At 64.1% G+C, this 25,987-nt stretch carries 22 protein-coding genes; 14 read left to right on the forward strand and 8 right to left on the reverse strand.

Features of this window, described 5'->3' with window-relative positions; translation table 11 throughout:
• The first annotated feature begins 103 nt into the window (after positions 1 to 103).
• The 7 genes from ACZ5BH_RS05965 (at position 104) to ACZ5BH_RS05995 (ending at position 7,262) form a co-directional block, all read left to right on the forward strand.
• Entirely contained in the window at positions 104 to 1,012 is a 909-nt protein-coding gene (locus ACZ5BH_RS05965) for a LysR family transcriptional regulator (protein ID WP_464891000.1), read from the forward strand.
• Positions 1,013 to 1,072: 60 nt separating this feature from the next.
• On the forward strand, positions 1,073 to 1,999 hold the full coding sequence (glyQ, locus tag ACZ5BH_RS05970) for a glycine--tRNA ligase subunit alpha (RefSeq protein ID WP_464891001.1): 927 nt from the start codon (positions 1,073 to 1,075) through the stop codon (positions 1,997 to 1,999).
• A 1-nt stretch (position 2,000) separates the two neighbouring features.
• Complete coding sequence (glyS, locus tag ACZ5BH_RS05975; RefSeq protein WP_464891002.1) at positions 2,001 to 4,076, forward strand: glycine--tRNA ligase subunit beta; 2,076 nt, start codon at positions 2,001 to 2,003, stop codon at positions 4,074 to 4,076.
• A gap of 179 nt (positions 4,077 to 4,255) precedes the next feature.
• A complete protein-coding gene (locus ACZ5BH_RS05980) occupies positions 4,256 to 4,585 on the forward strand; it encodes a MazG nucleotide pyrophosphohydrolase domain-containing protein (RefSeq protein WP_464891003.1) in 330 nt (109 codons plus the stop codon).
• Positions 4,586 to 4,820: 235 nt separating this feature from the next.
• Entirely contained in the window at positions 4,821 to 5,363 is a 543-nt protein-coding gene (gmhB, locus tag ACZ5BH_RS05985; RefSeq protein ID WP_464891004.1) for a D-glycero-beta-D-manno-heptose 1,7-bisphosphate 7-phosphatase, read from the forward strand.
• Positions 5,360 to 6,076: a lysophospholipid acyltransferase family protein gene (locus ACZ5BH_RS05990; RefSeq protein WP_464891005.1), complete on the forward strand. Its 717-nt coding sequence runs from the start codon at positions 5,360 to 5,362 to the stop codon at positions 6,074 to 6,076. Before gmhB ends, ACZ5BH_RS05990 begins: the two co-directional genes overlap by 4 nt.
• 148 nt (positions 6,077 to 6,224) lie before the next feature.
• On the forward strand, positions 6,225 to 7,262 hold the full coding sequence (locus tag ACZ5BH_RS05995; RefSeq protein ID WP_464891006.1) for a class 1 fructose-bisphosphatase: 1,038 nt from the start codon (positions 6,225 to 6,227) through the stop codon (positions 7,260 to 7,262).
• A gap of 222 nt (positions 7,263 to 7,484) precedes the next feature.
• Here ACZ5BH_RS05995 and ACZ5BH_RS06000 read toward each other — a convergent pair whose 3' ends face one another.
• From ACZ5BH_RS06000 to dnaA, 7 genes are all read right to left on the reverse strand, one after another.
• A complete protein-coding gene (locus ACZ5BH_RS06000) occupies positions 7,485 to 8,450 on the reverse strand; it encodes a class I SAM-dependent methyltransferase (RefSeq protein WP_464891007.1) in 966 nt (321 codons plus the stop codon).
• Between the two features lie 121 nt (positions 8,451 to 8,571).
• Positions 8,572 to 8,769: a DUF2283 domain-containing protein gene (locus tag ACZ5BH_RS06005; protein ID WP_464891008.1), complete on the reverse strand. Its 198-nt coding sequence runs from the start codon at positions 8,767 to 8,769 to the stop codon at positions 8,572 to 8,574.
• Complete coding sequence (locus tag ACZ5BH_RS06010; RefSeq protein WP_464891009.1) at positions 8,766 to 9,038, reverse strand: DUF4258 domain-containing protein; 273 nt, start codon at positions 9,036 to 9,038, stop codon at positions 8,766 to 8,768. The genes ACZ5BH_RS06005 and ACZ5BH_RS06010 overlap by 4 nt, the downstream gene beginning before the upstream one ends.
• A 77-nt stretch (positions 9,039 to 9,115) precedes the next feature.
• The gene (gene gyrB / locus ACZ5BH_RS06015; protein WP_464891010.1) at positions 9,116 to 11,533 is read right to left on the reverse strand and encodes a DNA topoisomerase (ATP-hydrolyzing) subunit B; all 2,418 of its coding nucleotides are present in this window, start codon (positions 11,531 to 11,533) and stop codon (positions 9,116 to 9,118) included.
• A 27-nt stretch (positions 11,534 to 11,560) separates the two neighbouring features.
• Positions 11,561 to 12,640, reverse strand: a complete 1,080-nt coding sequence (gene recF / locus ACZ5BH_RS06020) for a DNA replication/repair protein RecF (RefSeq protein WP_464891011.1) — start codon at positions 12,638 to 12,640, stop codon at positions 11,561 to 11,563.
• Positions 12,641 to 12,649: 9 nt separating this feature from the next.
• The gene (gene dnaN, locus ACZ5BH_RS06025) at positions 12,650 to 13,750 is read right to left on the reverse strand and encodes a DNA polymerase III subunit beta (protein WP_464891012.1); all 1,101 of its coding nucleotides are present in this window, start codon (positions 13,748 to 13,750) and stop codon (positions 12,650 to 12,652) included.
• 257 nt (positions 13,751 to 14,007) lie between these two features.
• On the reverse strand, positions 14,008 to 15,330 hold the full coding sequence (gene dnaA / locus ACZ5BH_RS06030; protein ID WP_464891013.1) for a chromosomal replication initiator protein DnaA: 1,323 nt from the start codon (positions 15,328 to 15,330) through the stop codon (positions 14,008 to 14,010).
• Between the two features lie 337 nt (positions 15,331 to 15,667).
• Here dnaA and rpmH point away from each other — a divergent pair, with 337 nt between their 5' ends.
• Genes rpmH through ACZ5BH_RS06060 form a run of 6 tightly spaced genes read left to right on the forward strand, consistent with a single transcriptional unit; the run spans position 15,668 to position 21,224 of the window.
• Positions 15,668 to 15,802, forward strand: a complete 135-nt coding sequence (rpmH, locus tag ACZ5BH_RS06035) for a 50S ribosomal protein L34 (protein WP_464891014.1) — start codon at positions 15,668 to 15,670, stop codon at positions 15,800 to 15,802.
• Between the two features lie 2 nt (positions 15,803 to 15,804).
• Positions 15,805 to 16,176, forward strand: coding sequence for a ribonuclease P protein component (gene rnpA, locus ACZ5BH_RS06040; RefSeq protein WP_464891015.1), 372 nt, complete (start codon positions 15,805 to 15,807; stop codon positions 16,174 to 16,176).
• A complete protein-coding gene (yidD, locus tag ACZ5BH_RS06045; RefSeq protein WP_464891016.1) occupies positions 16,161 to 16,397 on the forward strand; it encodes a membrane protein insertion efficiency factor YidD in 237 nt (78 codons plus the stop codon). The genes rnpA and yidD overlap by 16 nt, the downstream gene beginning before the upstream one ends.
• Positions 16,397 to 18,073, forward strand: a complete 1,677-nt coding sequence (gene yidC / locus ACZ5BH_RS06050; protein ID WP_464891017.1) for a membrane protein insertase YidC — start codon at positions 16,397 to 16,399, stop codon at positions 18,071 to 18,073. Before yidD ends, yidC begins: the two co-directional genes overlap by 1 nt.
• 31 nt (positions 18,074 to 18,104) lie before the next feature.
• Positions 18,105 to 19,457, forward strand: a complete 1,353-nt coding sequence (mnmE, locus tag ACZ5BH_RS06055; protein ID WP_464891018.1) for a tRNA uridine-5-carboxymethylaminomethyl(34) synthesis GTPase MnmE — start codon at positions 18,105 to 18,107, stop codon at positions 19,455 to 19,457.
• A gap of 18 nt (positions 19,458 to 19,475) precedes the next feature.
• On the forward strand, positions 19,476 to 21,224 hold the full coding sequence (locus ACZ5BH_RS06060; RefSeq protein ID WP_464891019.1) for a hybrid sensor histidine kinase/response regulator: 1,749 nt from the start codon (positions 19,476 to 19,478) through the stop codon (positions 21,222 to 21,224).
• On the opposite strand, the gene ACZ5BH_RS06065 is transcribed toward ACZ5BH_RS06060, so the two are convergent.
• Entirely contained in the window at positions 21,204 to 21,812 is a 609-nt protein-coding gene (locus ACZ5BH_RS06065) for a response regulator (RefSeq protein WP_464891020.1), read from the reverse strand. The two genes, ACZ5BH_RS06060 and ACZ5BH_RS06065, sit on opposite strands and share 21 nt — an antisense overlap.
• Positions 21,813 to 22,047: 235 nt before the next feature.
• Between ACZ5BH_RS06065 and ACZ5BH_RS06070 the strand changes: the two genes are divergently transcribed.
• Positions 22,048 to 25,848: a LamG-like jellyroll fold domain-containing protein gene (locus ACZ5BH_RS06070; protein WP_464891021.1), complete on the forward strand. Its 3,801-nt coding sequence runs from the start codon at positions 22,048 to 22,050 to the stop codon at positions 25,846 to 25,848.
• Positions 25,849 to 25,987: the final 139 nt, after the last annotated feature.

Genomic DNA, 25,987 nt, shown 5'->3' on the forward strand with positions numbered 1-25,987 from the left:
GGTGGCCCGGCGGATAGTGACAGGAACTATAGTCGGGAAAGATGACAAACAAAAATTAATCCTTGTTATAATTTGCATATACAAACGTAAATACCCGGATTTCATGCACCTGACCCTGCAACAGCTCCGCCTCTTCGCCTCCGTGGTCCGCCACGGCAGCTACACCCGTGCCGCCGAGGAGATGCACCTGACCCAACCGGCCGTCTCCATCCAGATCAGGCGCCTCGAGGACCAGGCCGGCACCCCCCTGCTCGAACAGGTGGGCAAGAAGGTCTTTCCCACCGCCGCCGGCAGGGTGGTGTTCGAGGCGGCCAACGACGTCCTCGGCCGTCTTGCGGCGCTGGACGACGACATGGAGCAGCTCAAGGGCGAGGTGCGCGGCCCGCTGCAACTGGCGGTGGTGACCACCGGCAAGTACTTCATGCCCCATCTGCTCGGCCACTTCCTGCAGCAGTATCCGGGGGTGGAGCCGCACCTGAAGTTCACCAACCGGGCCCGGGTGGTGGAGCGTCTGATGAACAACGAGGACGATTTCGTGGTGATGGGCCAGATCCCCGACGACAGGCACCTGGTCAGCTACCCCTTCCTGGAGAATATCCTCGGCTTCGTGGCGCCGCCGGATCATCCGCTGGTCGGCCGCCAGGGCCTGAGCCTGGCCGAGGTGATGCAGGAACGCTTCATCGGCCGCGAACCCGGTTCCGGCACCCGCCTGGCGGTGGAGCGGGTGCTGCAGGAGCAGGGCATCGACGCCGAACCCTACATGGAGCTGGGCAGTTCCGAGGCCATCAAGCAGGCGGTGCTGGCGGGCATCGGCATCGCCGTGATCTCCCTGCACAGCGTGCGCCTGGAGCAGGCCGCCGGGAAGCTGGCGGTGCTGGACGTGGAAGGCTTTCCGGTCAAGCGCCGCTGGTACGCGGTGCACCAGAAGGGCAAGCGCCTGTCGCTCACCGCCCGCACCTTCCTCGACTTCATCCTCGCCGAGAGCCACCGGGTGCTGGCCGACGAAGCCTGAGACGGCGCCCGCCACGCCCGGTATAATGCCGCCCTTTCCAGTCAACCGACGGGCACGGCCTTGAGCGAAACCCCAGCAAAACCCGACGTCGCCACCTTCCAGGGGCTGATCCTGGCCCTGCAGCAGTACTGGGCCGAAAAGGGCTGCGTGATCCTGCAGCCCTACGACATGGAGATGGGCGCCGGCACCTTCCACACCGCCACCTACATCCGCGCCATCGGCCCCGAGCCCTGGGCCGCGGCCTACGTGCAGCCCTCGCGGCGGCCCACCGACGGGCGCTACGGCGAAAACCCCAACCGCCTGCAGCACTACTACCAGTTCCAGGTGGTCATCAAGCCCTCGCCGCTGGACATTCAGGAACTCTACCTCGACTCCCTCAGGCGGCTGGGCATCGATCCCCTGGTGCACGACATCCGCTTCGTCGAGGACAACTGGGAGTCGCCCACCCTCGGCGCCTGGGGCCTGGGCTGGGAGGTCTGGCTCAACGGCATGGAGGTGACCCAGTTCACCTACTTCCAGCAGGTGGGCGGGCTGGACTGCCGCCCGGTCACCGGCGAGATCACCTATGGCCTGGAGCGGATCGCCATGTACCTGCAGGGGGTGGACAGCGTCTTCGATCTGGTCTGGTCCGACGGGCCGCTGGGCCGGGTCACCTACGGCGACGTCTATCACCAGAACGAGGTGGAACAGTCGGCCTACAACTTCGAACACGCCGACGTGGACTTCCTGTTCACGCTGTTCGATCACTGCGAGGCCGAGAGCCGCAAGCTGATCGCCGCCGAACTGCCGCTGCCGGCCTACGAGCAGGTGCTGCGGGCCTCCCACACCTTCAACCTGCTCGACGCCCGCCACGCCATCTCGGTCACCGAGCGCCAGCGCTACATCCTGCGGGTGCGCGACCTGGCCCGGGCGGTGGCCGAAAGCTATTACGCGGCCCGCGAGGCCCTGGGCTTCCCCATGCTGAAGACGAATGCCAAGGAGGCCTGACGTGAGCGCGAACAAGCACGATCTGCTGATCGAGATCGGCACCGAGGAGCTGCCGCCGAAGGCCCTGGGCCGCCTTTGTGCCGCCTTCACCGATCATTTCACCCGCGCCCTGCGCGAAGCCGATCTCGACTTCGCCGGGGCCCGCGCTTTCGCTGCGCCACGCCGCCTGGCCATCCTGGTGCGCGATCTCGACGCCGCCACCCCCGACAAGGTGGTGGAGAAGCGCGGCCCGGCCCTCAAGGCCGCCTTTGACGACGAGGGCTGCCCCACCAGGGCCGCCGAAGGCTTCGCCCGCTCCTGCGGGGTGGCCGTGGAGGATCTGGAAAAGCTCGAGACCGACAAGGGCAGCTGGCTGGTCTGGCGCAGCGAACAGAAGGGCCAGCCCGTCACCGCCCTGGTGCCGGCCATGGTCCAGGCCGCCCTCGACGCCCTGCCCATCCCCAAGCGCATGCGCTGGGGCAGCCTCGAGACCCAGTTCGTGCGGCCGGTGCACTGGGTGGTGATGCTCTACGGCGAACAGGTGATCGACGGCGAGATCCTCGGCATTCGCGCCGGTCGCGCCACCCGCGGCCACCGCTTCCACGCCCCGCAGGCCATCGACATCCCGGTTCCGGCCGACTACGAGCCACTGCTGGAGAGCGAGGGCAAGGTGATTGCCGACTTCGAACGCCGCCGCGAGATGATCCGCGCCCAGGTGGAGGCCGAGGCCCTGAAGCTCGGCGGGCGCGCCGTGATCGATGCCGATCTGCTCGACGAGGTGACCGCCATGGTCGAATGGCCCGTGGCGGTGGCCGGCGCCTTCGAGGAACGGTTCCTGGCCGTGCCCCAGGAGGCCCTCGTCTCCACCATGAGCGCCAACCAGAAATACTTCCATCTGGTGGACGAAGCCGGCACCCTGCTGCCGCACTTCGTCACCATCGCCAACATCGAGAGCCGTGATCCTGCGGTGATCCGCGACGGCAACGAGCGCGTCATCCGGCCCCGTTTCGCCGACGCCGAGTTCTTCTGGAACCAGGATCGCAAGACCCCGCTCATCGACCGCCTGCCCCGGCTCAAGCAGGTGGTGTTCCAGCGCAGGCTCGGCACCCTCTACGACAAGGCCATGCGCCTGACCCGCCTCGCGGCTCACATCGCCGCCGAGATCGGCGGCGACCGCGACAGGGCCATCCGCGCCGCCGAGCTGTGCAAGTGCGATCTCATGACCGAGATGGTGGGCGAGTTTCCGGATCTGCAGGGGATCATCGGCCGCTACTACGCCCTGCACGACGGCGAGGACATTGATGTGGCCGCCGCCATCGATCAGCACTACCGGCCCCGCTTCGCCGGCGACGATCTGCCGGAGAACCCCACCGCCCGCGCTCTGGCCCTGGCCGACCGGATCGACACCCTGCTCGGGATCTTCGCCATCGGCCAGACACCGACCGGCGACAAGGATCCCTACGCCCTGCGCCGCGCCGCCCTCGGCGTGCTGCGCATTCTCATCGAGACGAATCTGGATCTCGATCTGGCCGAACTGCTCACCGCTGCCGCCTCCGGCTTTCCCGCCGTCGTCGAAGCCGAAGCGGCCCGCGACCAGGTGCTCGATTTCATACTCGACCGCCTGCGCGCCTACTACGCCGATCGCGGCATCCGCCCCGACGTCCTCGATGCGGTGATGGCCTTGAAAATCACCCGCCCGCGGGACATCGACCGCCGGGTCCACGCCGTCACCGGCTTCCGCCAGCTCCCCGAGGCGGAAAGCCTGGCCGCCGCCAACAAGCGGATCGGCAACATCCTCAGGAAGGTGGAAGGCAAACGGCCCGAAAAGGTGGATCCGGAACGCTTCACGGACGACGCAGAAAAGGCCCTGTTCGAGGCTTTCACCGCCCTCGAAGCCGACGTGAAGGCCGCCATTGACGCCGGCGACTATACCGACGCCCTGGAAAAACTCGCCACCCTGCGCAAACCGGTGGACCGCTTCTTCGACGAGGTAATGGTGATGGCCGACGACCCGGCCCTGCGCGAAAACCGCATCGCCCTGCTGAACCACCTGCACAGGCTGTTCCTGCAGGTGGCCGACATCGCGAAACTGCAATGAAAACAGGGCCGAGTGGCGAGGGCCGAGGGCCGAGGAACAACGCGGTTGGTTGGCTTCGATAACCTCGGCCCTCGCCACTCGTCCCTCGGCCCTGTTCATCGCAGGGCATCCCCTTCACAATGACAAATACACCCCTGAATGATACAACCCAAAACCCCGGCAAATTGAAACAAACCGCGATGAACAAGGATTCCTACCAGGCCATGCTCGACGCCGTGCAGGCCTTTCACGACAAGCACGACTTCAGGAACACCGGCGGCGAGGAGCTGGTCTATCGCATCGCCCTGATGAGCGAGGAGCTGGGCGAGATCGCCGCCTGCGTGACCAAGGGCAAGAGCAGGGAAAAACTGGCCGAGGAAGTGGCCGATCTCTTCATCCTGCTCATCGGCACCGCCATCTCCGCCGACTTCGACCTCAAGGAAGCCTTCTGGGCCAAGATGGACAAGATCATGCAACGTGAAGCGAAAATGGTGAACGGGCGGATCCGGGTGTCGGAGTTCCGGGAGTGATTCATTCCTTGCAGAAGCGAAAACCCCGAGCGCTGTTCAACCCCGTAGGAGCGGCGCTCTCGCCGCGATCATGCAGTTGCTGGCGGCAGTTAGCGGGTGGCTGGGAACAGCGGGGTTTTCCCAACCACCCGTCCCCAGCTACCCGCTACCGACCAATCGCGGCGAGGGCGCCGCGCCTACATGATCGATCCACCTTTGCGTTCTTCGCGCCTTTGCGTTTGATTTTTCAAACCCCATGAAACTGATCATTCTCGACCGCGACGGCGTCATCAACCAGGATTCGGACGACTACATCAAGTCACCGGAGGAGTTCGTGCCCCTGCCCGGCTCGCTTGAGGCCATCGCCCGGCTGAAGCAGGCAGGCTGGACGGTGGCGGTGGCCACCAACCAGTCGGGTATAGGGCGCGGGTATTACGACGAGGCCACGCTGGCGGCCATGCACGCGAAACTGGAGAAGCTGCTCGCCGAGCACGGCGGGGCAGTGGACTACATCGCCTGGTGCCCGCACACGCCCGACGACGGCTGCGACTGTCGCAAGCCGCGCACCGGGCTCTACGAGCGGATCGCTGCCCGTTTCGGCGTCAGCCTGGAAGGTGTCCCGGTGATCGGCGACTCCTTCCGGGATCTGCAGGCGGCCCTGGCGGTGGGCGCCCGGCCGATCCTGGTGCGCACCGGCAAGGGCGAACGCACCCTGGCCGCGCATGCCGCCGACCTCGAGGGGATCCCCGTGCATGCGGATCTGGCCGCCGCCGTCACCGCCCTGCTGAACGAGGCATGAGCATGCAGGCCCTGCGTTGCACCCTCTTCCACCTGTTCATGGCCACCCTCACGGTGATCGTGGCCCTCTTCTCGGTGCTGCTGATCGTGTTTCCGCTGCGCACGCGGATCCGGATCATCCGGATCTACGGCGTGATCAACGTCTACATGCTGCGCTGGCTGTGCGGGGTGCGCTGGACCATCGAGGGCCGCGAGAACATCCCCGAGGGGCCGGCCATCATCTTCTCCAAGCATCAGTCCACCTGGGAGACCATGGCCCTGCAACTGGTGTTCCCGCCCCAGACCTTCGTGGTCAAGCGCGAGCTGATGTGGATTCCCTTCTTCGGCTGGGGGCTGGCGGTGATGCGGCCCATCGCCATCGATCGCAAGGCCGGCCGGCGGGCCGTGGAGCAGGTGGTGGAACAGGGGCTCGACCGCCTGCGGCGCGGGATCTGGGTGGTGATCTTTCCCGAGGGCACTCGCGTGCCGCCGGGCAAGCGGATCCGTTACCGGATCGGCGGTGCCATCCTCGCCGCCGAGAGCGGCCGGCCCGTGGTGCCGGTGGCCCACAACGCCGGCGAGTTCTGGCGCAAGGGCCAGTTCGTGCTGCGCCCCGGCACCATCCGCATGGTCATCGGCCCGCCCATTCCCACCGCGGGCCGCAAGCCGGAGGACATCCTCGCCGATGCCGAGAACTGGATCGAATCGACCATGGAAAAAATCGCTCACGCCTGAGTTTTCCCACCTGTTCCCGGCCGTTCGCCGCAAATCCTCGAAAAAACCCGGAAAATCACCGATTTTTTGACCGTTTCCAGTTTCAGTGTTTGCTGATATACTGCGCGGCCCTTTTCCCCTGCCAGCCAAGAAAAACCGAGGATTTCCCATGCACGACGGCCGCATCACCATCACCCAGTTCATCATCGAGGAACAGCGCCACATCGAGAACGCCACCGGCGACTTCACCTCGCTGCTCAACGACATCGTCACCGCCTGCAAGGTGATCTCCAACCTGGTCAACCACGGCGCGCTGGTCGGGGTGCTGGGCGCCGCCGGCACCGAGAACGTGCAGGGCGAGGATCAGAAGAAGCTGGACGTGATCTCCAACGACGTGTTCCTGCGCTCCAACGAATGGGCCGGCCACCTGGCGGCCATGGCCTCCGAGGAAATGGAGGAGGTCTATCCCATCCCTGCCAAGTATCCGCGCGGCAAGTACCTGCTGACCTTCGATCCGCTGGACGGCTCCTCCAACATCGACGTGAATGTGTCAGTGGGCACCATCTTCTCCATCCTGCGCTGCCCCGGCGAGTGCAAGACCCATCCCTCCGCCGAGGCCTTCCTGCAGCCGGGCACCGAACAGGTCTGCGCCGGCTATGCGCTCTACGGGCCCTCCACCATGCTGGTGCTGACCACCGGCAACGGCGTCAACGGCTTCACCCTGGATCAGAACATTGGCGAGTTCGTCCTCACGCACCCCGACATGACCATCCCGGAAGACACCAGTGAATTCGCCATCAACGCCTCCAACATGCGTTTCTGGGAGCCGCCGGTGAAGCGCTACGTGGACGAGTGCCTGGCCGGCAGCGAAGGCCCGCGCGGCCGCGACTTCAACATGCGCTGGATCGCCTCCATGGTGGCCGAAGTGCACCGCATTCTCACCCGCGGCGGGATCTTCATGTATCCGCTGGACGAAAAGATGAAGGGCAAGGGCCTCGAAGGCAAGCTGCGCCTGATGTACGAAGCCAACCCCATGTCCTTCATCATCGAACAGGCCGGCGGCGCCAGCTCCACCGGCCGCCAGCGGATCATGGAAATCCAGCCCAGTGACCTCCACCAGCGCGTGCCGGTGATCCTCGGCTCGAAGAACGAGGTTGACCGGGTCGTCCGCTACCACACCGAAATGGACACCGACGCGGCGGCCTGATCCCGACACACTGTCGCAAAAACCGGCTTGCCGGTCTTTTTGCACGGGTTGGTGGAAGGAACGCAGAGGGCGCAGAGACGCAGAGGGCACGGAGGCTTGTGAGTATGCCTGTAACAGCCAGCAGAATCTTGCTGGGCGTTTTCAGCCGGTCGCGCAATAATTAAATTTTGCTCTGCGAACTCTGCGTCTCTGCGCCCTCTGCGTTATTTCCACCCAACTACACTACTTCCCCACTCGCAGGAAGAGGTTGATCCCCTCCGGCTCCCGTTCCACGCGTACCTGCGCCGGTTCCGCGCCGGCCTTGAGGGCAAGATCGGTCAGGTGTTCGGCGCTGCGGTGGTTGAGGAACCAGTGGCCTAATTCCATGTAGGGCCGGGAGGGGTTGTGATCGCCGAAATTGCCGACGATCACTTCACCGCCCCGGCGGATGAGGCGCAGCAGGCGGGTGAGCAGGCGCACGAACAGGCGGTCGCTGAGGTAGTCGAAGAGGCCGGCCGACCAGACCACGTCATAGGTTTCGCTGGCGGCGAAGCGCAGGGCGTTGGCGTGGATGAAGCGCACCCGGCCAGGGGCGAGGTCGGCGATGACCCGCTTCGCATGCGCGAGGGCGCGGGCGTCCTGATCCAGACAGTCCACTTCGATGCCTTCCGGCCTGCGCGCGAGGAGTTCCCGCACGTCCCGTCCGGGGCCGCTGCCCACGTCCAGGATCCGCAGTGAACCGTTCGCCCTGTGCAGGGCCAGCATGGTGTCGATGAAGTAGCGCTTGCGGTTGCGCACCGACTGGCAAGCGGGTCGGGCGTGGGCATAGGCGTCCCAGCGCGCCAGGGCCGGGTCCGGCGAGGTCCATCCCGTGTACATGCGGTCGATCAGCTCGAAGTCGCCGGCATAACCGTGGGGACGGGAGATCACGAATCCCTGCAGGGTATCGGTGGTGAGAAACAGCTCCGGCCATGCCCTCCATACTGAGGGTAAGTCCTCACTCTTATAGAATCCCCTGGCTATCCATTCATCCAGCGCCGAGAACCAGCCATCCAGCCGGGGATAGTCCGGCTCTTCCGGGCCGCCCTTGGCCAGCATCTCCTGCATGAACTCCGCCACCACCTCGGGCAGGGGCGGAAAGTCGGATCTTCTCTCGACGGCCTTCCCGTTTCCGGCCGGGACGGGTATCGCAAGCGGTGGCATGCGCATGGCGTTTCCTCCTCGTTTTCGCCGCAGGTGTCCACGAACCCGGCGGAGAGCGTCCCCGTCGGGCCGACACCTGTATTCATAGGCGAAAACTCAGAGAAAAAACCGGAACAGGGTGGAAAAATCAGCCTTCCGCGGCCAGTGTGACCGATCCCGGATCCTCTACACGCTTGGAGGCATCCATCACTTCGATGGAGAGCAGATTTCCGAGATCGTCGTAATCAAGAATGATGCCCGGTTTGTTTTCATCGCTTTCGGCAACCGGTCCTTCCCTGAAGATCACGGTGAGAATGTCGTTTTTGCTGTCGTAGTTGATCTTCACGGCAACCTCCAGTATTTGCCGATTTTACTGCTGCGATAGGCCGTCACGACGATATTCCCTTCATCGGCCGTATCCACGAAAACGCGAATCACGTACGTCCTCCCTTCTGGAGGCAATGTTAGCAATGACTGCCGGATTTCTCTCCCGGGACGGACGGAAATGATCTGATCGGGGGAACTGGCGACTTGCCGCACCAGCCTTTCGTCGAGTCCTCGGCGAACCATCTGCTTCCGGGCATGGTCACTGAGCGTAACGCGAACATTTTTCATGACGCCTTCCCTGGCTGGTCACGAGTTGTCAGATGTAAACAAGTTATTGAAAATAATGTATTTTTGGTTTTTTCAATTCAGACGTCCAGATTCGAGGCGTTGAGGGCGTTGGCCTCGATGAACTCCCGGCGGGGTTCGACGTGATCGCCCATCAGGGTGGTGAAGATCTCGTCGGCGGCCACGGCGTCCTCGATCTGCACCTGCAGCAGGCGGCGGGTTTCGGGGTTGAGGGTGGTCTCCCAGAGCTGTTCCGGGTTCATCTCGCCGAGACCCTTGTAGCGCTGGATGTGCTGGCCGCGCTTGGCCTCTTCCATGATCCAGTCCATGAGCTGGCCGAAGGAGGCAATCTCCAGGCGGCGCTCGCCACGCCGGACCCAGGCGCCCTCCCCAAGCAGGCCGTCGAGCTGTTCGCCCAGGGTACGGATGGCCGCGTATTCGCCCGATTCGAAGAAGTCCCGATCCATATCGCGGGTGGAGGTGATGCCGTGACGGGTCAGACTGATGGTGGCGATCCAGTTGTCGGTCTCGCCGCTGCGCTCACGCACCGCCACGTGGATTTTCTCGCGAAGTTCGTCGCTCTCCAGACGCCGGACCAGCTCGTCGAACCAGGCCTGCACCTGCTGCCAGTCGTCCAGGGCGCCGTCGTCCAGGGGCGGCATGGCGATCATCTTCTCCAGCAGGCGGGCCGGGAATCGCCGGGACAGGCGCTCGATGGATTCGCCCACCAGCACGTACTGCCGGGCCAGGGTCTCGAGCGCCTGGCCGCTCATGGCGGGGGCGTCGGCGGTCACGTGCAGCTCGGTGCCGTCCAGGGCCATCTGCAGCAGGTACTGGTTGAGTTCGGCGTCGTCCTTCACGTAACGCTCCTGCTTGCCCTTCTTCACCTTGTACAGCGGCGGCTGGGCGATGTAGACATAGCCGTTTTCGATCAGCTCGGGCATCTGCCGGTAGAAGAAGGTCAGCAGCAGGGTGCGGATGTGGGAGCCGTCCACGTCCGCATCGGTCATGATGATGATGCGGTGGTAGCGCAGCTTGTCGAGATTGAACTCTTCCCGGCCGATGCCGCAGCCCAGGGCGGTGATCAGAGTGCCCACCTCGGCGGACGAGAGCATCTTGTCGAAGCGGGCCTTTTCCACGTTGAGGATCTTGCCCTTCAGCGGCAGGATGGCCTGGGTGCGCCGATCCCGGCCCTGCTTGGCCGAACCGCCGGCCGAGTCGCCCTCCACCAGAAACAGCTCGGACCGGGCCGGGTCCTTTTCCTGGCAATCGGCCAGCTTGCCGGGCAGGCCGGCCACGTCCAGCGCGCCCTTGCGGCGGGTCATCTCGCGGGCCTTGCGGGCCGCCTCGCGGGCGCGGGCCGCTTCGATGATCTTGGCGGTGATGGCCTTGGCGTCGTTGGGCTGCTCGAGCAGGAAATCCCCGAACTTCTCGGCCACCACCGACTCCACGATGCCCTTGACCTCCGAGGAGACCAGCTTGTCCTTGGTCTGGGAAGAGAACTTGGGATCCGGCACCTTGACCGAGAGCACGGCCACCAGCCCTTCCCGGGCGTCGTCGCCGGTGGGGTTGATCTTGTGCTTCTTCGTCAGGCCCTGCTTCTCGATGTAGCTGTTCAGGGTGCGGGTCAGGGCGGCGCGGAAACCGGCCAGATGAGTGCCCCCGTCCTTCTGGGGAATGTTGTTGGTGAAGCAGAAGATGTTCTCCTGGTAGGAGTCGTTCCACTGCATGGCCACCTCAACGCCCACGCCGTCCTTCTCGGTATTCACGTAGAAGACGTGCTCGTGCAGAGGCGTCTTGTTGCGGTTCAGGTGCTCGACGAAGGCGCGGATGCCGCCCTCGTACATGAAGCGATCCTGCTTGTCGTCCCGTTCGTCGGTGAGGGTGATACACACGCCCGAGTTGAGGAACGACAGCTCGCGCAGGCGCCGGGCCAGGATGTCGTAGTGGAATTCGGTGTCGCCGAAGATCTCCGGGCTGGGCTTGAAGCGGATCTCGGTGCCGGTGCCCTCGGTCTCCCCCACCACGGCCAGCTCGCCCTGGGGTTCCCCGAGCCGGTATTCCTGCTGGTATTTCCTGCCGCCACGGCGAATGGTGAGACGAAGATACTCGGACAGGGCATTGACCACCGACACGCCCACGCCATGCAGGCCGCCCGAGACCTTGTAGGAGTTGTCGTCGAACTTCCCGCCGGCATGGAGGACGGTCATGATCACTTCGGCAGCGGAACGGCCCTCCTCCTCGTGGTAGTCCACGGGAATCCCGCGGCCGTCGTCGCGCACGGTGACGGAGCCGTCGGAATGGATGCTCACCTCGATGTTGCGACAATGACCGGCCAGGGCCTCGTCGATGGAGTTGTCCACCACCTCGAAGACCATGTGGTGCAGGCCGGTGCCGTCGTCGGTGTCGCCGATGTACATGCCGGGACGCTTGCGGACCGCGTCCAGCCCCTTGAGGACCTTGATGCTGGAAGAATCGTAACTGCCTGAATCGCTCATGAATTCGCTCCGTGAAGTGGTGAAAAATTATACCACTTCCGCGATTTTCCCGTGTTCCACGTGGAACACCCGACGCTCCTGCCAGGGCGAGACGTCGATCAGTTCCGGGTCCGTGGCCGTGACGAATGTCTGGGCACCCGTCTCGGCAAGCAGTTCGAGCAGAACCCGGCGGTGTTCCCGATCCAGCTCCGCGGCCAGGTCGTCGACCAGGAAGATCGGCTGCTTGTGCTGGAATCTGGCGAGATGGCCTGCCTGGGCGATGCGCATGGCGGCCACCAGCATCTTGAGCTGTCCGCGCGAGAAGACCTCCTGAACCGGTTTTCCCTCGACCAGACAGACCAGATCGGCGCGCTGCGGGCCGACGGTGGTGGTGCCACGTTGTCGATCCCTCTCCTGGGCAGCGTCCAGCGCTTCCTCTAGCGTCGTCTCCTGCCGCCAGCCCTGGCGATAGTGCAGTTGTGGAGAGAAACCGAGAAGACGCCGACAGACCTGGGAGACCGAGTCTCGCAACGATTCCACATATTCCTGGCGAAGACGGGTGATCCGCTCACCGTTTTCGATCAGGGCCTGGTCCCAGATCCGGATTCGTTCGGGCTGCTCACCACAACGAAGAGCGGCATTGCGCTGTTTCAGGGCCCGGGAGAAGGCCTGCCATGAACCGTGGAAGGCCTGTTCCACGTGAAACAGCCCCCAGTCGATAAATTTTCGCCGCTGCGACGGGCCTTGTTCCAGGAGGGCCCCACTCTCAGGGGTCAGAAGCTGGAGAGGCAAAAGATTGGCAATGCGGGATATCTGGTGAACGTCCTGCTGATCGAGACGGATGCGGGTGTGTTGCGCACAGCGTCGGATGCCGATTCGATGCAGGATCGAGCCGCCAACTTCCCCCACTTCACCCGTGACCTGCAGACATTCGCTGGCATGGTTGATGACACTGCCGATGCGCTGGGTGCGAAAGGATCGGGCCTGGCCGAACAGATGGATGGCTTCGAGAAGGCTGGTCTTGCCGCTGGCGTTGGCACCGCTGATCAGGTTGACGCCACTGACCGGCTGGATTTGGACGTCCCGGAGGTTGCGCACCCCCTGCACGTCCATCCGGTTGATGATCATGCGTTCGGATCAGAGGCGCATGGGCATGATGACGTACTGGCAGGCATTCTGATCCGCGCCTTCGACCAGGCAGCTGTGGTTGGGATCGGTGAACTTGACGCGCACCTGATCCGAATCGATGGCGGCCAGGGCGTCGATGAAATAGGAGACGTTGAAGCCGATTTCGAAGGGTTCGCCCTGGTAGTCCACCTGCATCTCTTCGACCGCTTCTTCCTGCTCCGGATTGTGCACGGTGGCCCGCAGTTGATCCCCTTCGAGTTGCAGACGCATGCCGCGGTACTTTTCGTTGGAGAGCACCGAGGCGCGGGAGAAGGATTCGTGCAACGCCTGGCGTGAACAGGTGAGGATCTTGTCCGGGTTCTGGGGGATGACCTGCTGATAGTCGGGGAACTTGCCGTCGATCAGCTTGGAGGTGAAGGTCACGTCGGGCAGATCAATGGCGATGTGATTGTCGCCGAGGCTGATCCGGATCGACGTGTCGGTGTCGTCGAGCAGCCGGGAGAGCTCCGCCACCCCCTTACGGGGAACGATGATCTGCCGGGTTTCGCCCACCGGCAGGCTGATCCCGGCATCGCACTTGGCCAGGCGATGGCCATCTGTGGCCACCGCCCGCAGGTGATCCGGTGCGAACTCGAGCATCAGGCCGTTGAGGTAGTAGCGCACGTCCTGCTGGGCCATGGAGAACTGGGTGCGATCGATGAGGTTGCGCAGATCCTTCTGGCTGAGGGTGATCTCCAGCGGCGAAGTGATCGGCTCGATGTTGGGAAACTCGTTGGCCGGCAGGGTGCTGAGGGAGAAGCGGCTGCGGCCGGAACGGATCAGGGCCTTGCCGTCTTCCACTTTCAGCTCGAGGCTGGCGCCTTCCGGGAGCGCCTTGCAGATGTCGAGAAACTTGCGGGCCGGCAGGGTGATCTCGCCTTCCTCGGCATTTTCGATGGGAATGCGGGCATTGATCTCCACTTCGAGATCCGTGCCGGTGAGCTGCAGATGGTTGTTGCGCAGGCTAAGCAGCACATTGGACAGCACCGGCAGGGTGTGGCGGCGTTCGACGACGCTGCTGGTGATCTGCAGGGGCCGGAGGAGATCTTCGCGCTGAATGGTGAGCTTCATGGATGTCCTGTCCGCTGATAATAGAAAATGTTTATATTTCAAAACCTGCTGTTGTTACAAGCCCGGTCCTGTCCGGTGGAAAAGTCATTTTCCAACATGTTTTTCAATGTCTTACACGTCTTCTCAGGCTGTTGGCAAGTACCGGTTCGAAGGTCGAGCAAGCTGTGGACAACCTGGGGAGTTTCCGCAGGCGTAATTCACGCACAGTTTATCCACAGATCTGTACCGTTCTTGTCCACAGGATGTCTGGCAGTCTGTCAGGTGCTGAGGATCCTCACCAGGTTCGCATAGTCCTCGTTGGTACGCGGATCGCTCTCGCGCAGTTCCTCCACCTTGCGGCAGGCATGGATCACCGTGGTGTGATCCCGGCCGCCGAAGGCGTCGCCGATCTCGGGCAGGCTGTGGCTGGTCAGTTCCTTGCACAGGGCCATGGCTAGTTGCCGGGGCCGGGTGATGGAACGCGTGCGCCGCTTGGAATGCAGATCGGCGACCCGGATCTTGTAATACTCGGCCACGGTCTTCTGGATGTTCTCGATGGTAACCAGTTTGTCGGATATGGCCAACAGATCCCGCAGGGCCTCGCGGGCGAAGTCGAGGGTGATGGGTTTGCCGGTGAACTGGGCGTTGGCGATCACCCGGCGCAGCGCCCCTTCCAGTTCGCGTATGTTGGAGCGGATGCGCTTGGCGATGAAGAAGGCCACCTCGTCGGGCAGATCGATGCCGGAGAGCTGGGCCTTCTTCTTCATGATCGCCACCCGGGTCTCCAGCTCCGGCGGTTCGATGGCCACCGGCAGGCCCCAGCCGAAACGGGACTTGAGCCGCTCCTCCAGGCCGTCCACCTCCTTGGGATAGCGATCGCAGGTCATGATCACCTGCTGCTGGCCTTCCATGAGGGCATTGAAGGTGTGGAAGAACTCTTCCTGGGAGCGTTCCTTGCCGGCGAAGAACTGGATGTCGTCGATCAGCAGGGCATCGACCGAGCGGTAGAAGCGCTTGAACTCGTTGATGGTGTTGTGCTGCAGGGCCTTGACCATCTCGGCCACGAAACGCTCCGAATGCAGATAGACCACGTTGGCGTCGGGCTGGTGTTCGAGGATCAGGTTGCCCACGGCATGCATGAGGTGGGTCTTGCCCAGCCCCACGCCGCCGTAAATCAGCAAGGGGTTGTAGCCCTTGCCCGGATTCTCCGCCACCTGCATGGCGGCGGCCCGGCCGAGCTGGTTGGACTTGCCTTCGACGAAGGTCTCGAAGGTGAAGTTGGGATTGAGCGTGCCGTTGTGGCGCGGCCCGCGCGAGGTCGACTTTCCAGAAGCCTGGGCCGGGTTTTCCGTGGCAATCGTCTGACTGCCAACTTCGAGACGGATCGGCACCTTTTCGCCGACGATGTCGGCAAGAATCTCCCTGATCCGCTCAAGAAAATTGTCGGTGATCCAGTCTCTGACGAACTGGTTGGGCGCCAGCAGGCGCAGCCCTTCCGAGGTTTTCTGGGCCTGCAGGGGCCGGATCCAGGTGTTGTACTGCTGTGCGTTGAGTTCGCCTTCCAGGCGATCGAGGCACTGATCCCATAGTGACACGGTCACGAAACGGCTACCCCCGGAAAAAGAAGTGACGACTGGCGGACTGCGCAGGCGGTACCCCGGCCGCACGGCCAGCCGGGCCGTTCAGTGTATACCGGCAGGAAAAAGTTATCCACATCCACTGGTTCCCTTTCTTGGGATGCAGTGACGCCGGTGTTTTTGGTGGCTTGTAATGCCTGACTCGTGCGGTCTGGCAGGAAGCCGCGGAAGCGGTACCAGACGGGGCCTTGCGGGGTGCGGCGGCTTGACAGCCGGGCCTGCTGGCAGTATCGTTGCCGCCCTTTTTCCAGCCGGTCGTCTCGCGCGTCCGGGCACCTCAGTCTCGCAACGGATCCCGATCATGAAAAGAACGTTCCAGCCCAGCAATCTGAAGCGCAAGCGCAACCACGGTTTCCGCGCCCGCATGCGCACCCGCGCCGGTCGCGCCATCATCAGCGCCCGCCGCGCCCGGGGCCGCAAGCGCCTCAGCGCCTGAGCTTGTCTCCGGCGGAGCGCGACCGGCGCCTGACCCGTCAGCGGCGACTGCGGCAGGCGGGTGAGTTCCGGCGGGTATTCGAGGAGCCGATCAGGGTGCACTCCGCCAGTTTCACGGTTCTGGCTCGCCACAGTGGCAGATCGGAACCCCGCCTCGGCCTGGCCATCGCCAAGCGCCAGATCCGCAAGGCCAGCGCCCGCAACCGCATCAAGCGCCTGATCCGCGAGAGCTTCCGTCACCACCTGCCCGGGCTGGCAGGCCTGGATCTCGTGGTCATGGCCAGAACCGGCGCACAAACGAAGGAAAATGCCGCGATTTTCCGTGAACTGGAAGAATTGTGGCGGAAACTGAGCAAGCGATGCGAACCATCCTGATCACCGTCATCAAGGCCTATCGCTATCTCCTGAGCCCCTTCCTGGGCAACAACTGCCGCTTTCATCCCTCCTGTTCCGAATATGCCGAGACGGCCATCCGCCGGTTCGGCCCCCTGCGCGGGAGCTGGCTTGGACTGCGACGCATCGCCCGCTGCCACCCCTGGCACGAGGGCGGAATCGACCCCGTTCCCGAAAAAACCGAAAAACCTCAAGGTTGCTGATGGACACCCAAAGACTCCTGCTCGTCGTCGCCCTCGGCCTGATTCTGTTCATGATCTGGGATGCCTGGGAAAAGTACCAGAATCCCCCGCCGCCGCAGACCGAGATCGTGGCCGGCAATCCCGCGCACGAAACCGGCGTGCCCGCCGCCGGCGAGGCCGAAGTGCCGCAGGCGCCCGCGGCCGGCGCGACGGCCAGGGCAGCGGCCGCTCCGCGCATCGGGGTGCTGCAATACGGCGATCGCATCGAGGTCAGGACCGACGTCTATCATGCGGTGATCGATTCCTTCGGCGGTGATCTGCGGATCGTGGACCTGCTCCGGTATCCGGTTTCGGTGGACGAGCCGGACAAGCCCTTCCGGCTCATGAACGACACCCTCCCCCACCTGTTCGTCGCCCAGTCCGGCTTCGCCCGCCGCGCCGGGGCGGCGGACGGTGCGCTGGTGGCCGCCCCCACCCATGCCACCCGCTTCGAGGTGAAAAAGACCCGCTACGAACTGCCCGAGGGCCAGGAAGCCCTGGACGTGGAGCTGTTCTGGGTGAGCCCCGACGGCGTGCGCTTCAGCAAGCGCTATACCTTCCGCCGCGGCCAGTACGCCATCGACGTCCGTTACCGGGTGGAGAATCCGGTCGACCGCCCCTGGCGGGGTTTCTACTACCAGCAGTTGCAGCGCAGCGGTGAAACCGTCAAGGCCGGCATCGGGCATACCTATACCTATACGGGCGGGGTGATCTACGACGCCGAGGACAAGTACCAGAAGATCTCCTTCGACAAGATGGCCGAAACGCCGGTCAACAAGACCGTCACCGGCGGCTGGATCGCCATGATCCAGCACTACTTCCTGGGCGCGTGGGTGCCGCCCCAGGATGCCCGGCTGAACATCTACAGCCTGTCCCTGCCCGAAAACCGCTTCGTGCTCGGTACCAAGATGCTGGAAGAGACGGTGGTCGCACCCGGCGAGACCCGTGAGCTGGTCAATCGCCTGTACGTGGGGCCGAAGCTGCAGCACGTGCTGGAGAAGATCGCCCCCGGCCTCGAGTTGACCGTGGACTACGGCATCCTCACCATCATCGCCAAGCCCATCTTCTGGCTGCTGGAGAAGATCCACGCCGTGATCGGCAACTGGGGCTGGGCCATCGTGATCCTCACCCTGCTGCTGAAACTGGCCTTCTACAAGCTCTCCGAGACCAGCTACAAGTCCATGGCCCACATGCGCAAGGTGCAGCCGCGCTTGGTGGCCATCAAGGAACGCTACGGCGACGACCGGCAGAAGCTCAACCAGGCCATGATGGAGCTGTACAAGAAGGAGAAGATCAATCCGCTCGGCGGCTGCCTGCCGATCCTGGTACAGATCCCGGTGTTCATCGCCCTCTACTGGGTGCTGCTCGAATCGGTGGAGCTGCGCCAGGCGCCGTGGATCCTCTGGATCAAGGATCTCTCCACCCGGGATCCCTATTTCGTGCTGCCGCTGCTGATGGGCGCCACCATGTTCATCCAGCAGAAGCTCAATCCGGCGCCGGTGGATCCCATCCAGGCCAAGGTGATGACCTTCCTGCCCATCGTCTTCACCTTCTTCTTCCTGTTCTTCCCCTCGGGGCTGGTGCTCTACTGGGTGGTCAACAACACCCTGTCCATCGTCCAGCAGTGGTACATCACCAACAAGGTGATCAAGGACTGATCCCGGCGGCGGGCATCCCTGCCGCAAGCTCGTGAGCGCACGCACCGACACCATCGCCGCCATCGCCACCCCCCCCGGCCGGGGCGGGGTCGGCATCGTGCGCGTCTCCGGCCCGGGCAGCCGGGCGATCGCCGCGGCCATGCTGGGGCGCGTGCCCGCGCCCCGGCACGCCGAGTTCCTGCCCTTTCGAAACCCCGCGGGCGAAATCCTCGACGAGGGGATCGCCCTGTTCTTCGCCGCCCCCCGTTCCTTCACCGGCGAAGACGTGCTGGAGCTGCAGGGCCACGGCGGCCCGGTGGTGCTGGATCGGATCCTGCAGGCCACCCTGGAGCTGGGCGCCCGCCCGGCGCGCCCCGGCGAGTTCACGGAGCGGGCCTTTCTCAACGACAGGATCGATCTCGCCCAGGCCGAGGCCATCGCCGATCTCATCGAGGCCGGTTCCGAGCAGGCTGCGCGCAGCGCCATGAGATCCCTTCAGGGCGTGTTCTCCGAGTGGGTGCACGGCACCGTGGAAGCCCTCACCGAGTTGCGCATGTACGTGGAGGCGGCCATCGATTTCCCGGAGGAAGAGATCGACTTCCTGGCCGACGAGCGGATCGACGAGCAGATCCGCCACCTGCTCGGCGAGTTCGACCGGGTGCAGGCCAGCGCCCGTCAGGGTCGCCTGCTGCGCGAGGGCATGCGCATCGTTCTCGCCGGCCAGCCCAACACCGGCAAGTCCAGCCTGCTCAACGCCCTGGCCGGGCGCGAGTCGGCCATCGTCACCGACATTCCCGGCACCACCCGCGACGTCCTGCGCGAGGAGATCCACATCGACGGCCTGCCCCTGCACGTGCTCGACACCGCCGGGCTGCGCGAGAGCCGCGATCCGGTGGAGCGCGAAGGGATCCGCCGCACCCGCGAGGCCCTGGCCGAGGCCGACTGCATCCTGCTGCTGCTCGACGACCGCACCGGCCTGACCGAGGCCGACCGCGAAATCCTCGCCAGCCTGCCCGAGGGTCCGGCCCGCCTGCAGGTGCGCAACAAGATCGACCTCACCGGCGCGGAGCCCGGCTGGATCGAGACGCAGGACGGCCCGGTGCTGCGCCTCTCGGCCAGAACCGGCGCCGGCCTGTCACTGCTGCGCGACGCGCTCAAGGTCCAGGTGGGCTACCAGGGCCAGAGCGAGGGCGTGTTCATGGCCCGCCGCCGTCACCTCGACGCCCTGGCCCGGGCCCGCGGCCATATCGAGACAGGCTGGCAGCGCCTGCGGGAGGAGCGTGCCGGCGAACTGCTGGCCGAGGAACTGCGCCTGGCCCAGCAGGCCCTCGGCGAGATCACGGGCGAAGTGACGGCCGACGACCTGCTCGGCAGGATCTTCTCGAGCTTCTGCATCGGCAAGTGAACGCAAGGGGAATCCGGCATGATTCAGACCAGGCGCTACGACAATGTCATCGGTCATGAACAGATCCGGATCCTGTTCGAACAGTCCCGTTTCGTGTTCATGGGGATCGTGTTCGTCATGCTCGTGGTGCTGTTGTTCATGTGGGAGCGGGCAGACAGGGATCTGCTGCTCGGCTGGGCGACCGCGAACCTGGGACTGACCATTGCCCGGGTGGTGATGGTCAGAAGGTTCCACCGTCTGAAACCGCAGGGCCGGCGCATCGTGGCCTGGGGCCTGTTGTTTGCCCTGACGTCGACACTCTCCGGTCTGCTCTGGGGTTCCATTGCGGTGTTTCTCATGCAGCCGGATCAGTACGATTCCGTGTTGCTGATCACCCTCGTTCTGGCCGGGATGTCGGCCGGTGCGCTGGTCCCGCTGTCGTCTTTCCTGCCGGCCTACGTGGGCTTCTCCAGCATGGCCATGTTGCCACTGGCGCTGGTCATGTTCCTGAGCGACACCAACGTGCTGTTGTACGCGGGTTATCTGGTGCTGGCCTTTCTTGGCGTCAATCTCGGCTATGCGGTCAACGTGAATCGCAATCTGGCCGCCTCGATTCGCCTGCGGTTCGAAAACCTCCACCTGCTGGAAGATCTGCGCGCCGAGAAGGAACGGGCGGAGAAGGCTAACACCGACAAGTCGCGATTTCTGGCCGCAACCAGTCATGATCTCCGGCAGCCCCTGCACGCCATGGATCTGTATCTGGGGGCGCTGGAGAATCTGCTGTCGGACGAAGACCAGCTTGCCCTGCTTGGAAAGTCCCGCACCGCGAGTTCGGCATTGAACGGCCTGCTGACCGCCCTGATGGACATTTCCAGACTGGATGCCGGGGAGGTCAGCATCAACCGGGAAGTGGTCAACATCCGTTCGCTGCTCGAGAACATCGCGGAGGAATTCGCGGAACTGGCCGGAAAGGCAAGGATCGTCATCTCGGTCGAGGCCCCGGCGCTGCTTGCGGACAGCGATCCCGTCATGCTGAACCGCCTGTTGCGCAACCTGATCAGCAATGCCTGCAAGCACAGCGAGGCGAGCCGGATCACCCTGCGTGCCGAGGAACGGGGGGAAGCGGTCGAGCTCACCATTCGGGACGATGGCAAGGGGATCCCCTTCGCCGAGCAGGAAAAGGTGTTCTCCGAGTTCTACCAGCTGAACAATCCGGAACGGGACCGGAACAAGGGCCTGGGCCTTGGCCTGGCCATCGTCAGACGGCTGGCGGATCTGCTGCAACACGATCTGACGCTGCTCAGCAAACCGGGGGAGGGATGCTGTTTCAGAGTGTGTCTGCCGGGGATTCTCGACCGCCATGGCAACATGGAAACTGCCGAGCAGAAGACCGTGGTGGCGGACATCAGCGGCCTGTTCGTGATCCTGATCGAGGACGAAGCCGGGGTCCGGGATGCCATGCGGGTGTTGTTGAGACAGTGGGGTTGCGAATTGCTGGTGGTGGACGGGGTGGAGTCCCTGCAGGAAGCGTTGCAGGCCGCCGCTTACCCGCAACCGGACCTGGTGATCAGCGATTACCGTCTGCGGCGCAATACCACCGGCCTGCAGGCGGTAGAAGCCGTGCACGGCCACTTCTCGGCCGCGGTGCCGGCCATCATCATCAGCGGAGATACGGGCGAGAAGGTGGAAAGCCGGGTGCAGGCTGCCGGTCATGCCCTGTTGCACAAACCGGTGCCGGCCGCGCTCCTGCGGCAGGCCATCGCCAGCTCAGCCGTTGTCGAGGCCTAGCAGCTTGCGCGCCCGGATGCCGGCCTGCATCCGGTTGTCCACGTCGAGGATGCGCAGGATTTTCGACACGTACTGTTTTACCGTCCCTTCCGAGAGGTGCATCTGCCGGGCGATGTCCCGGTTGCTCAGCCCCCTGGCCAGCAGGCTCAGCAGGTGCAACTGCCGCTCGGTGAATTCGGGCTGCTGCGTGAATTGCCGCGCCGCGGCGGGGGGGACGTGGCGTCCCCCGGCGAGCACCTTGCGCGCGGCGTCGAGTATGGTGTCTCCCTCCGAGGACTTCGTCACGTAGCCCCGGGCGCCTGCCTCCAGGCAGCAGCGGATGGTCAGCGGTGATTCGTCGGCGGAAACCACGATGAAGGGCGTGGCCGGGTGGCGGGCGCAGAGCTGCCTGATGCTGCTGGCCCCGCGCATCCCCGGCATGCCGAGATCGAGCATCACCAGATCGAATTCTCCCTCCCGCTCCAGCAGTTCCTTCACCCTGTCGAGTCCGTCGGCGAGGGAAATCCGGATGTCGTCGCCGATCTGCTGCAGCCACACCGCCATGCTGTCGCGAAAGAGTCCGTGATCGTCTGCGATGAGAAATTTCATGAGCCGGGCATCGTGCCTGTTCCTGAACGGGAAGCGGACGGCCTGCGTGCCCGTCCTGGCCCGACATGGAGACCGAGGGTGGCACCTCTGACCAATGGCAGAGGCGATTGTTGACTTTGGTGAATTCTTCTGCCGTTTCCTGACAAATAGACTATCGGGCAGAAGATGGCCCCTTGTCAATCCGGATGCCGCGAGAGGCCGCGAAGAACAAGCAATAAAAACCAGGAGAGATGCCATGAACGTGTTTTCCATGCGGTTTTCCCGCGCGCTGATCGCCGGGTTCCTGTCCACCTCGCTGATGGCGGGCTGTGGCGGCGGAACGCCGACGGCCACCGTGACCGCCTCGGCGGCAACGTCTTCGGCCAGCGCCAATTCCAAGACGGTGACCACCACCCTCGATACGGCGATCGACATCACCATCAGGGCGCGATCCGATGCCGGTCCCGGCCAGCGTTTTCAGATTCTCGGCCAGCCGGCCAACGGGGTGCTGACGGGGCCGATGAGCGGCGAGACGATCACCGTGCGCTATGCCCCGAACCCCGGCTTCTCCGGCCAGGACGGCTTCGATTTCCAGGTCACCGATGGCGATGGCAATGCGGCCAACGGCACGGTGACCATTGTGGTGCTGGCCCAGTCCGATCCGCAGACGGATTCGGACGGTGACGGCCTGACCGATCTCGAGGAGATGAATGTCTACGGCACCAACCCGCGGATCGCGGATACGGACGGTGACACGCTGAGCGATTTCCAGGAAGTGGTGGATCTGGCCTTCGACGCCCAGAGCAACAACTATCGCTTCAACCCGCTGATTGCCGACTTGCCGAAACTGCGGGTGGAGATCGTCGATCTGCCCGACGTGAACATCAACTACACCACGACCGCCGGCACGGTGCGCAGTTTCAGCTCCAGCCAGACGGCGACGGACACCACCGTGACCACCACGACGCGCGGCGGGCAGCAATCCTATACCCTGGAGGTGCGTGAAAAGGAAAAGATTGACGCCGGTGGGGCGGCGGGCGGGGCCTATGCCGGCGCACAGGCCGGCATCGCTACCGGTATGCCCTTCAGCGTGGTCGGCCCCAAGGCAAGTGCCGCGGCGGGTGCGGGTGCCGGTTATGTCAACTATTCCGCCACCAAGGACACCAAGCAGACCCAGTCCTCATCCTATTACTGGAGCGAATCGCAGCAGCGGACCAACACTCTGACGCGCACCGAATCGGAGCAGTTCGCCACGAGCAGCAGCGTGACCCAGACCGGCGCGCGGCTGAGCACGGCGATCCGCGTCTTCAACGACGGCAACGTGCCCTACCGGCTCACCGGGCTGTCGCTGGTGGGGAGCTACCTGCAGGCCGGTGACCTGTGGCGCCACGTGGGCACGCTGAATTTCGATGGCGGCGGGGGCAGCTTTCCGGGAATCACCCTCGAGGCAGGAACGGGCAGCGGGGTGATGGTGTTCAGCAACGACGGGCTGGATGTGGGCACGGGCAACAGCATTCTGGCGTCCACGGGGCTGGACGTGGACGTGAGCACGGCCGAATTGGTGCGCGCGGACGGCACGCCTTTCGCCTTCAACCAGATCAACCTGGACGGGCGCACGGCGAAGATCATTGTCGACTATGCCGGAGTTCGGCCCACGGAAACCTACCAGGTGGCCGTGGTGACCGATGACAGCCGCTCGTACAAGACGCTCGCGGAAATCCTGGAGATGCTGAAGATCACCTACATGGCCGACGCCGGCAAGGTGATTCAGGTGCGCGACGTGAGCGCCTCCTCGGCACAGGAGTCCTTCTGGATGGCCCTGCACGTGACCAGCGACGGCCTCACCACCCGCGAGGCGATCTACGACACGCAGGGCCCGACCGCCGCTTATCCCGAGGCGGCGAAGTTCAACCAGGCCGTCATCGGAACGCTGCGAATCCGGCCCGGGGACGTGCTGATCCTGGGTTACATCGACGATGGGGACGGCGACGGCGTGTTGCGCAATACGGAGATCGCCCTGGGCACCGATCCCGCCAACCCCGACTCGGACGGTGACGGCATCCTGGACGGCGACGAGCTGGCCGGCTGGGACGTGGCGATCACCGATGGGGATCAGCCGATCAGGAACAGCATCGGCAACGGCAAGGCCACAGACTGGCCCGGGGCGAACACCGGCAGCCTGTTTCCCTTCGCCGGCGATCTGGACGAGGTGCGCTTCTGGGCCGTGGCGCGCTCCGCCGCGGACATCCAGGGCGCCATGAGCCAGCCGCTGGCTTCTCCCTACCCCGCCAGCCTGAAGGCCTACTGGCCGATGGACAGCGTTAGTGACGGTGCCGGCAACATGCCGTTCTCCGGCACCGACGGGGTGGGGCCGGACGTGACTTCCAACGGCAACGATCTTGCGGTGCGCTACATCACAGGAACGGGCATCGCGAGCAGCATCGTGATTGCCCATCCTTCCAACACTACCGAGAGTGTCTTTGGTTCCTATTATCAACTCGATGGCGTCGACGACATGCTGAGCGTGCCGGACGCCACCTTCATGCTCCCCGACAGCATCACGCTGGAGGCCCGGTTCCGCACGACCGGTTCCGGCGTGATCTTCGCGTACGGCAAGGAATATGAATGGTGGTACACGCCGGCCGTCTATGTGGGCACCGACGGGTATCTCTACGGGCTGATCTGGGGGGACAACACCCGGCCGATGCAATCATCGGTGATGGTCAACGACGGAAACTGGCACCATGTGGCGCTGGTCTATGACGACAGCGCCCGGACACAGACGCTGTATCTCGACGGCAACGTGGTTGGCTCGCTGGATGGGGATCGCGTCAAGATCGTCGCCAGCACGTACCGCGCCACGAGCAACCCGCTGCTTGCCGACAGCGACGGAGACGGCATCGACGATGCCGCCGAACGGATCAATCGCTCCGATGCCCGGCGTGCGGACACCGACAAGGACTGGGTGACCGACGACGTGGATGCCCGGCCCTTCCAGCCGATGAACCTGGATGTCAGCAACATGACCTCGACGGCGCCGGTACCGACAACCAACGAGAACACGCAGATCAGCTTCGATGTGCCCAATCCCGGCGCGGCGGACGGGGTGAGCGACTACGCCGTGGTGCTGCTGGAGCAGATCGCATCGCCGGGCCAGGCCCTGCCCCTGCGCGCCCTGCCGGCGGACGGCGCCTCGCCGGCGCTCAATTCCAGCCTGGCCTGTGATGGCGTAACGAACTGCTGGCAGGTGGTCAGCAACAGCTATGATTCGCAGCTCTCGCCCATCGTGCCGGGCCGGCGCTTCACCTCGCAAGACCGTCCGGTGCCGGCCGACGGGGATGAGCGCAGCTATCGCGTGCTGGTGCGCGTGAACGGCAAGTGGCACATGTCCGCCGAGTCGGCGAGCCAGTATCTCGGCAGTTCCGTCAAGGTCACGGTCAAGGCCATCAGCCTGATCACGGACGTGTGCTACGAAGGCAATTACACTTGCGAGTATGCCTGGGACATGATCCTGAACAGGGGAACGAACGGCAGCTGGCAGAACCTGCTGTACAAGCGGTATGACAACAATCCCTGGGCGGAGACGGGGGGCGGCAAGGTGCTGGCCGCCGATCCCGGATCCGAGCGTTCCATCGTCATTCCGGCTACCGCCGGGTCCTGCTTCAACATCCAGTCCATCCTGACCGAGATGGATGGCAGCACGGTCTACAAGCGCAGGCCATACGTCGCCACCTTCTGTTACGACGACGGCTGGGGATCCCAGGACAGGGACGATACCTCGAAGATCGTGGGCATCTATGAAACCTGGGCCAATGATCGTCCGCCGTCCGTGGAAAAAAGTTCCTATGTGGCATACAAGGGTGCCCGCTATCGCGGCCACATCCAGGGTCTTGCGCCTTCGAACGGCAGTTCCACGGGAGTCGGCTTCACCGGCAGTTTCGACTATTTCAGTCCCATGCTCTGGAGCAAGGGTGGATACGGGCAATATCGCAAGTCTGGCTGGCACGAGATCAGCGCCCGCTTCCGCTACAAGGTGACCATCGAACCGGCGCCGTGACGGGGGATGGCGAAAAAGCCGGGGATCCCTGTGATGGCTGTCACAGTTTTAGGGTGACAGAATTGGCACAAGCCCCATCGTGAGTTAGGCTTTTGAACACAGGGAGGGATTCGGTTCAGGGATGAACCCGCGAAGTTTC

It is taken from the genome of Thioprofundum lithotrophicum, from assembly GCF_055387065.1.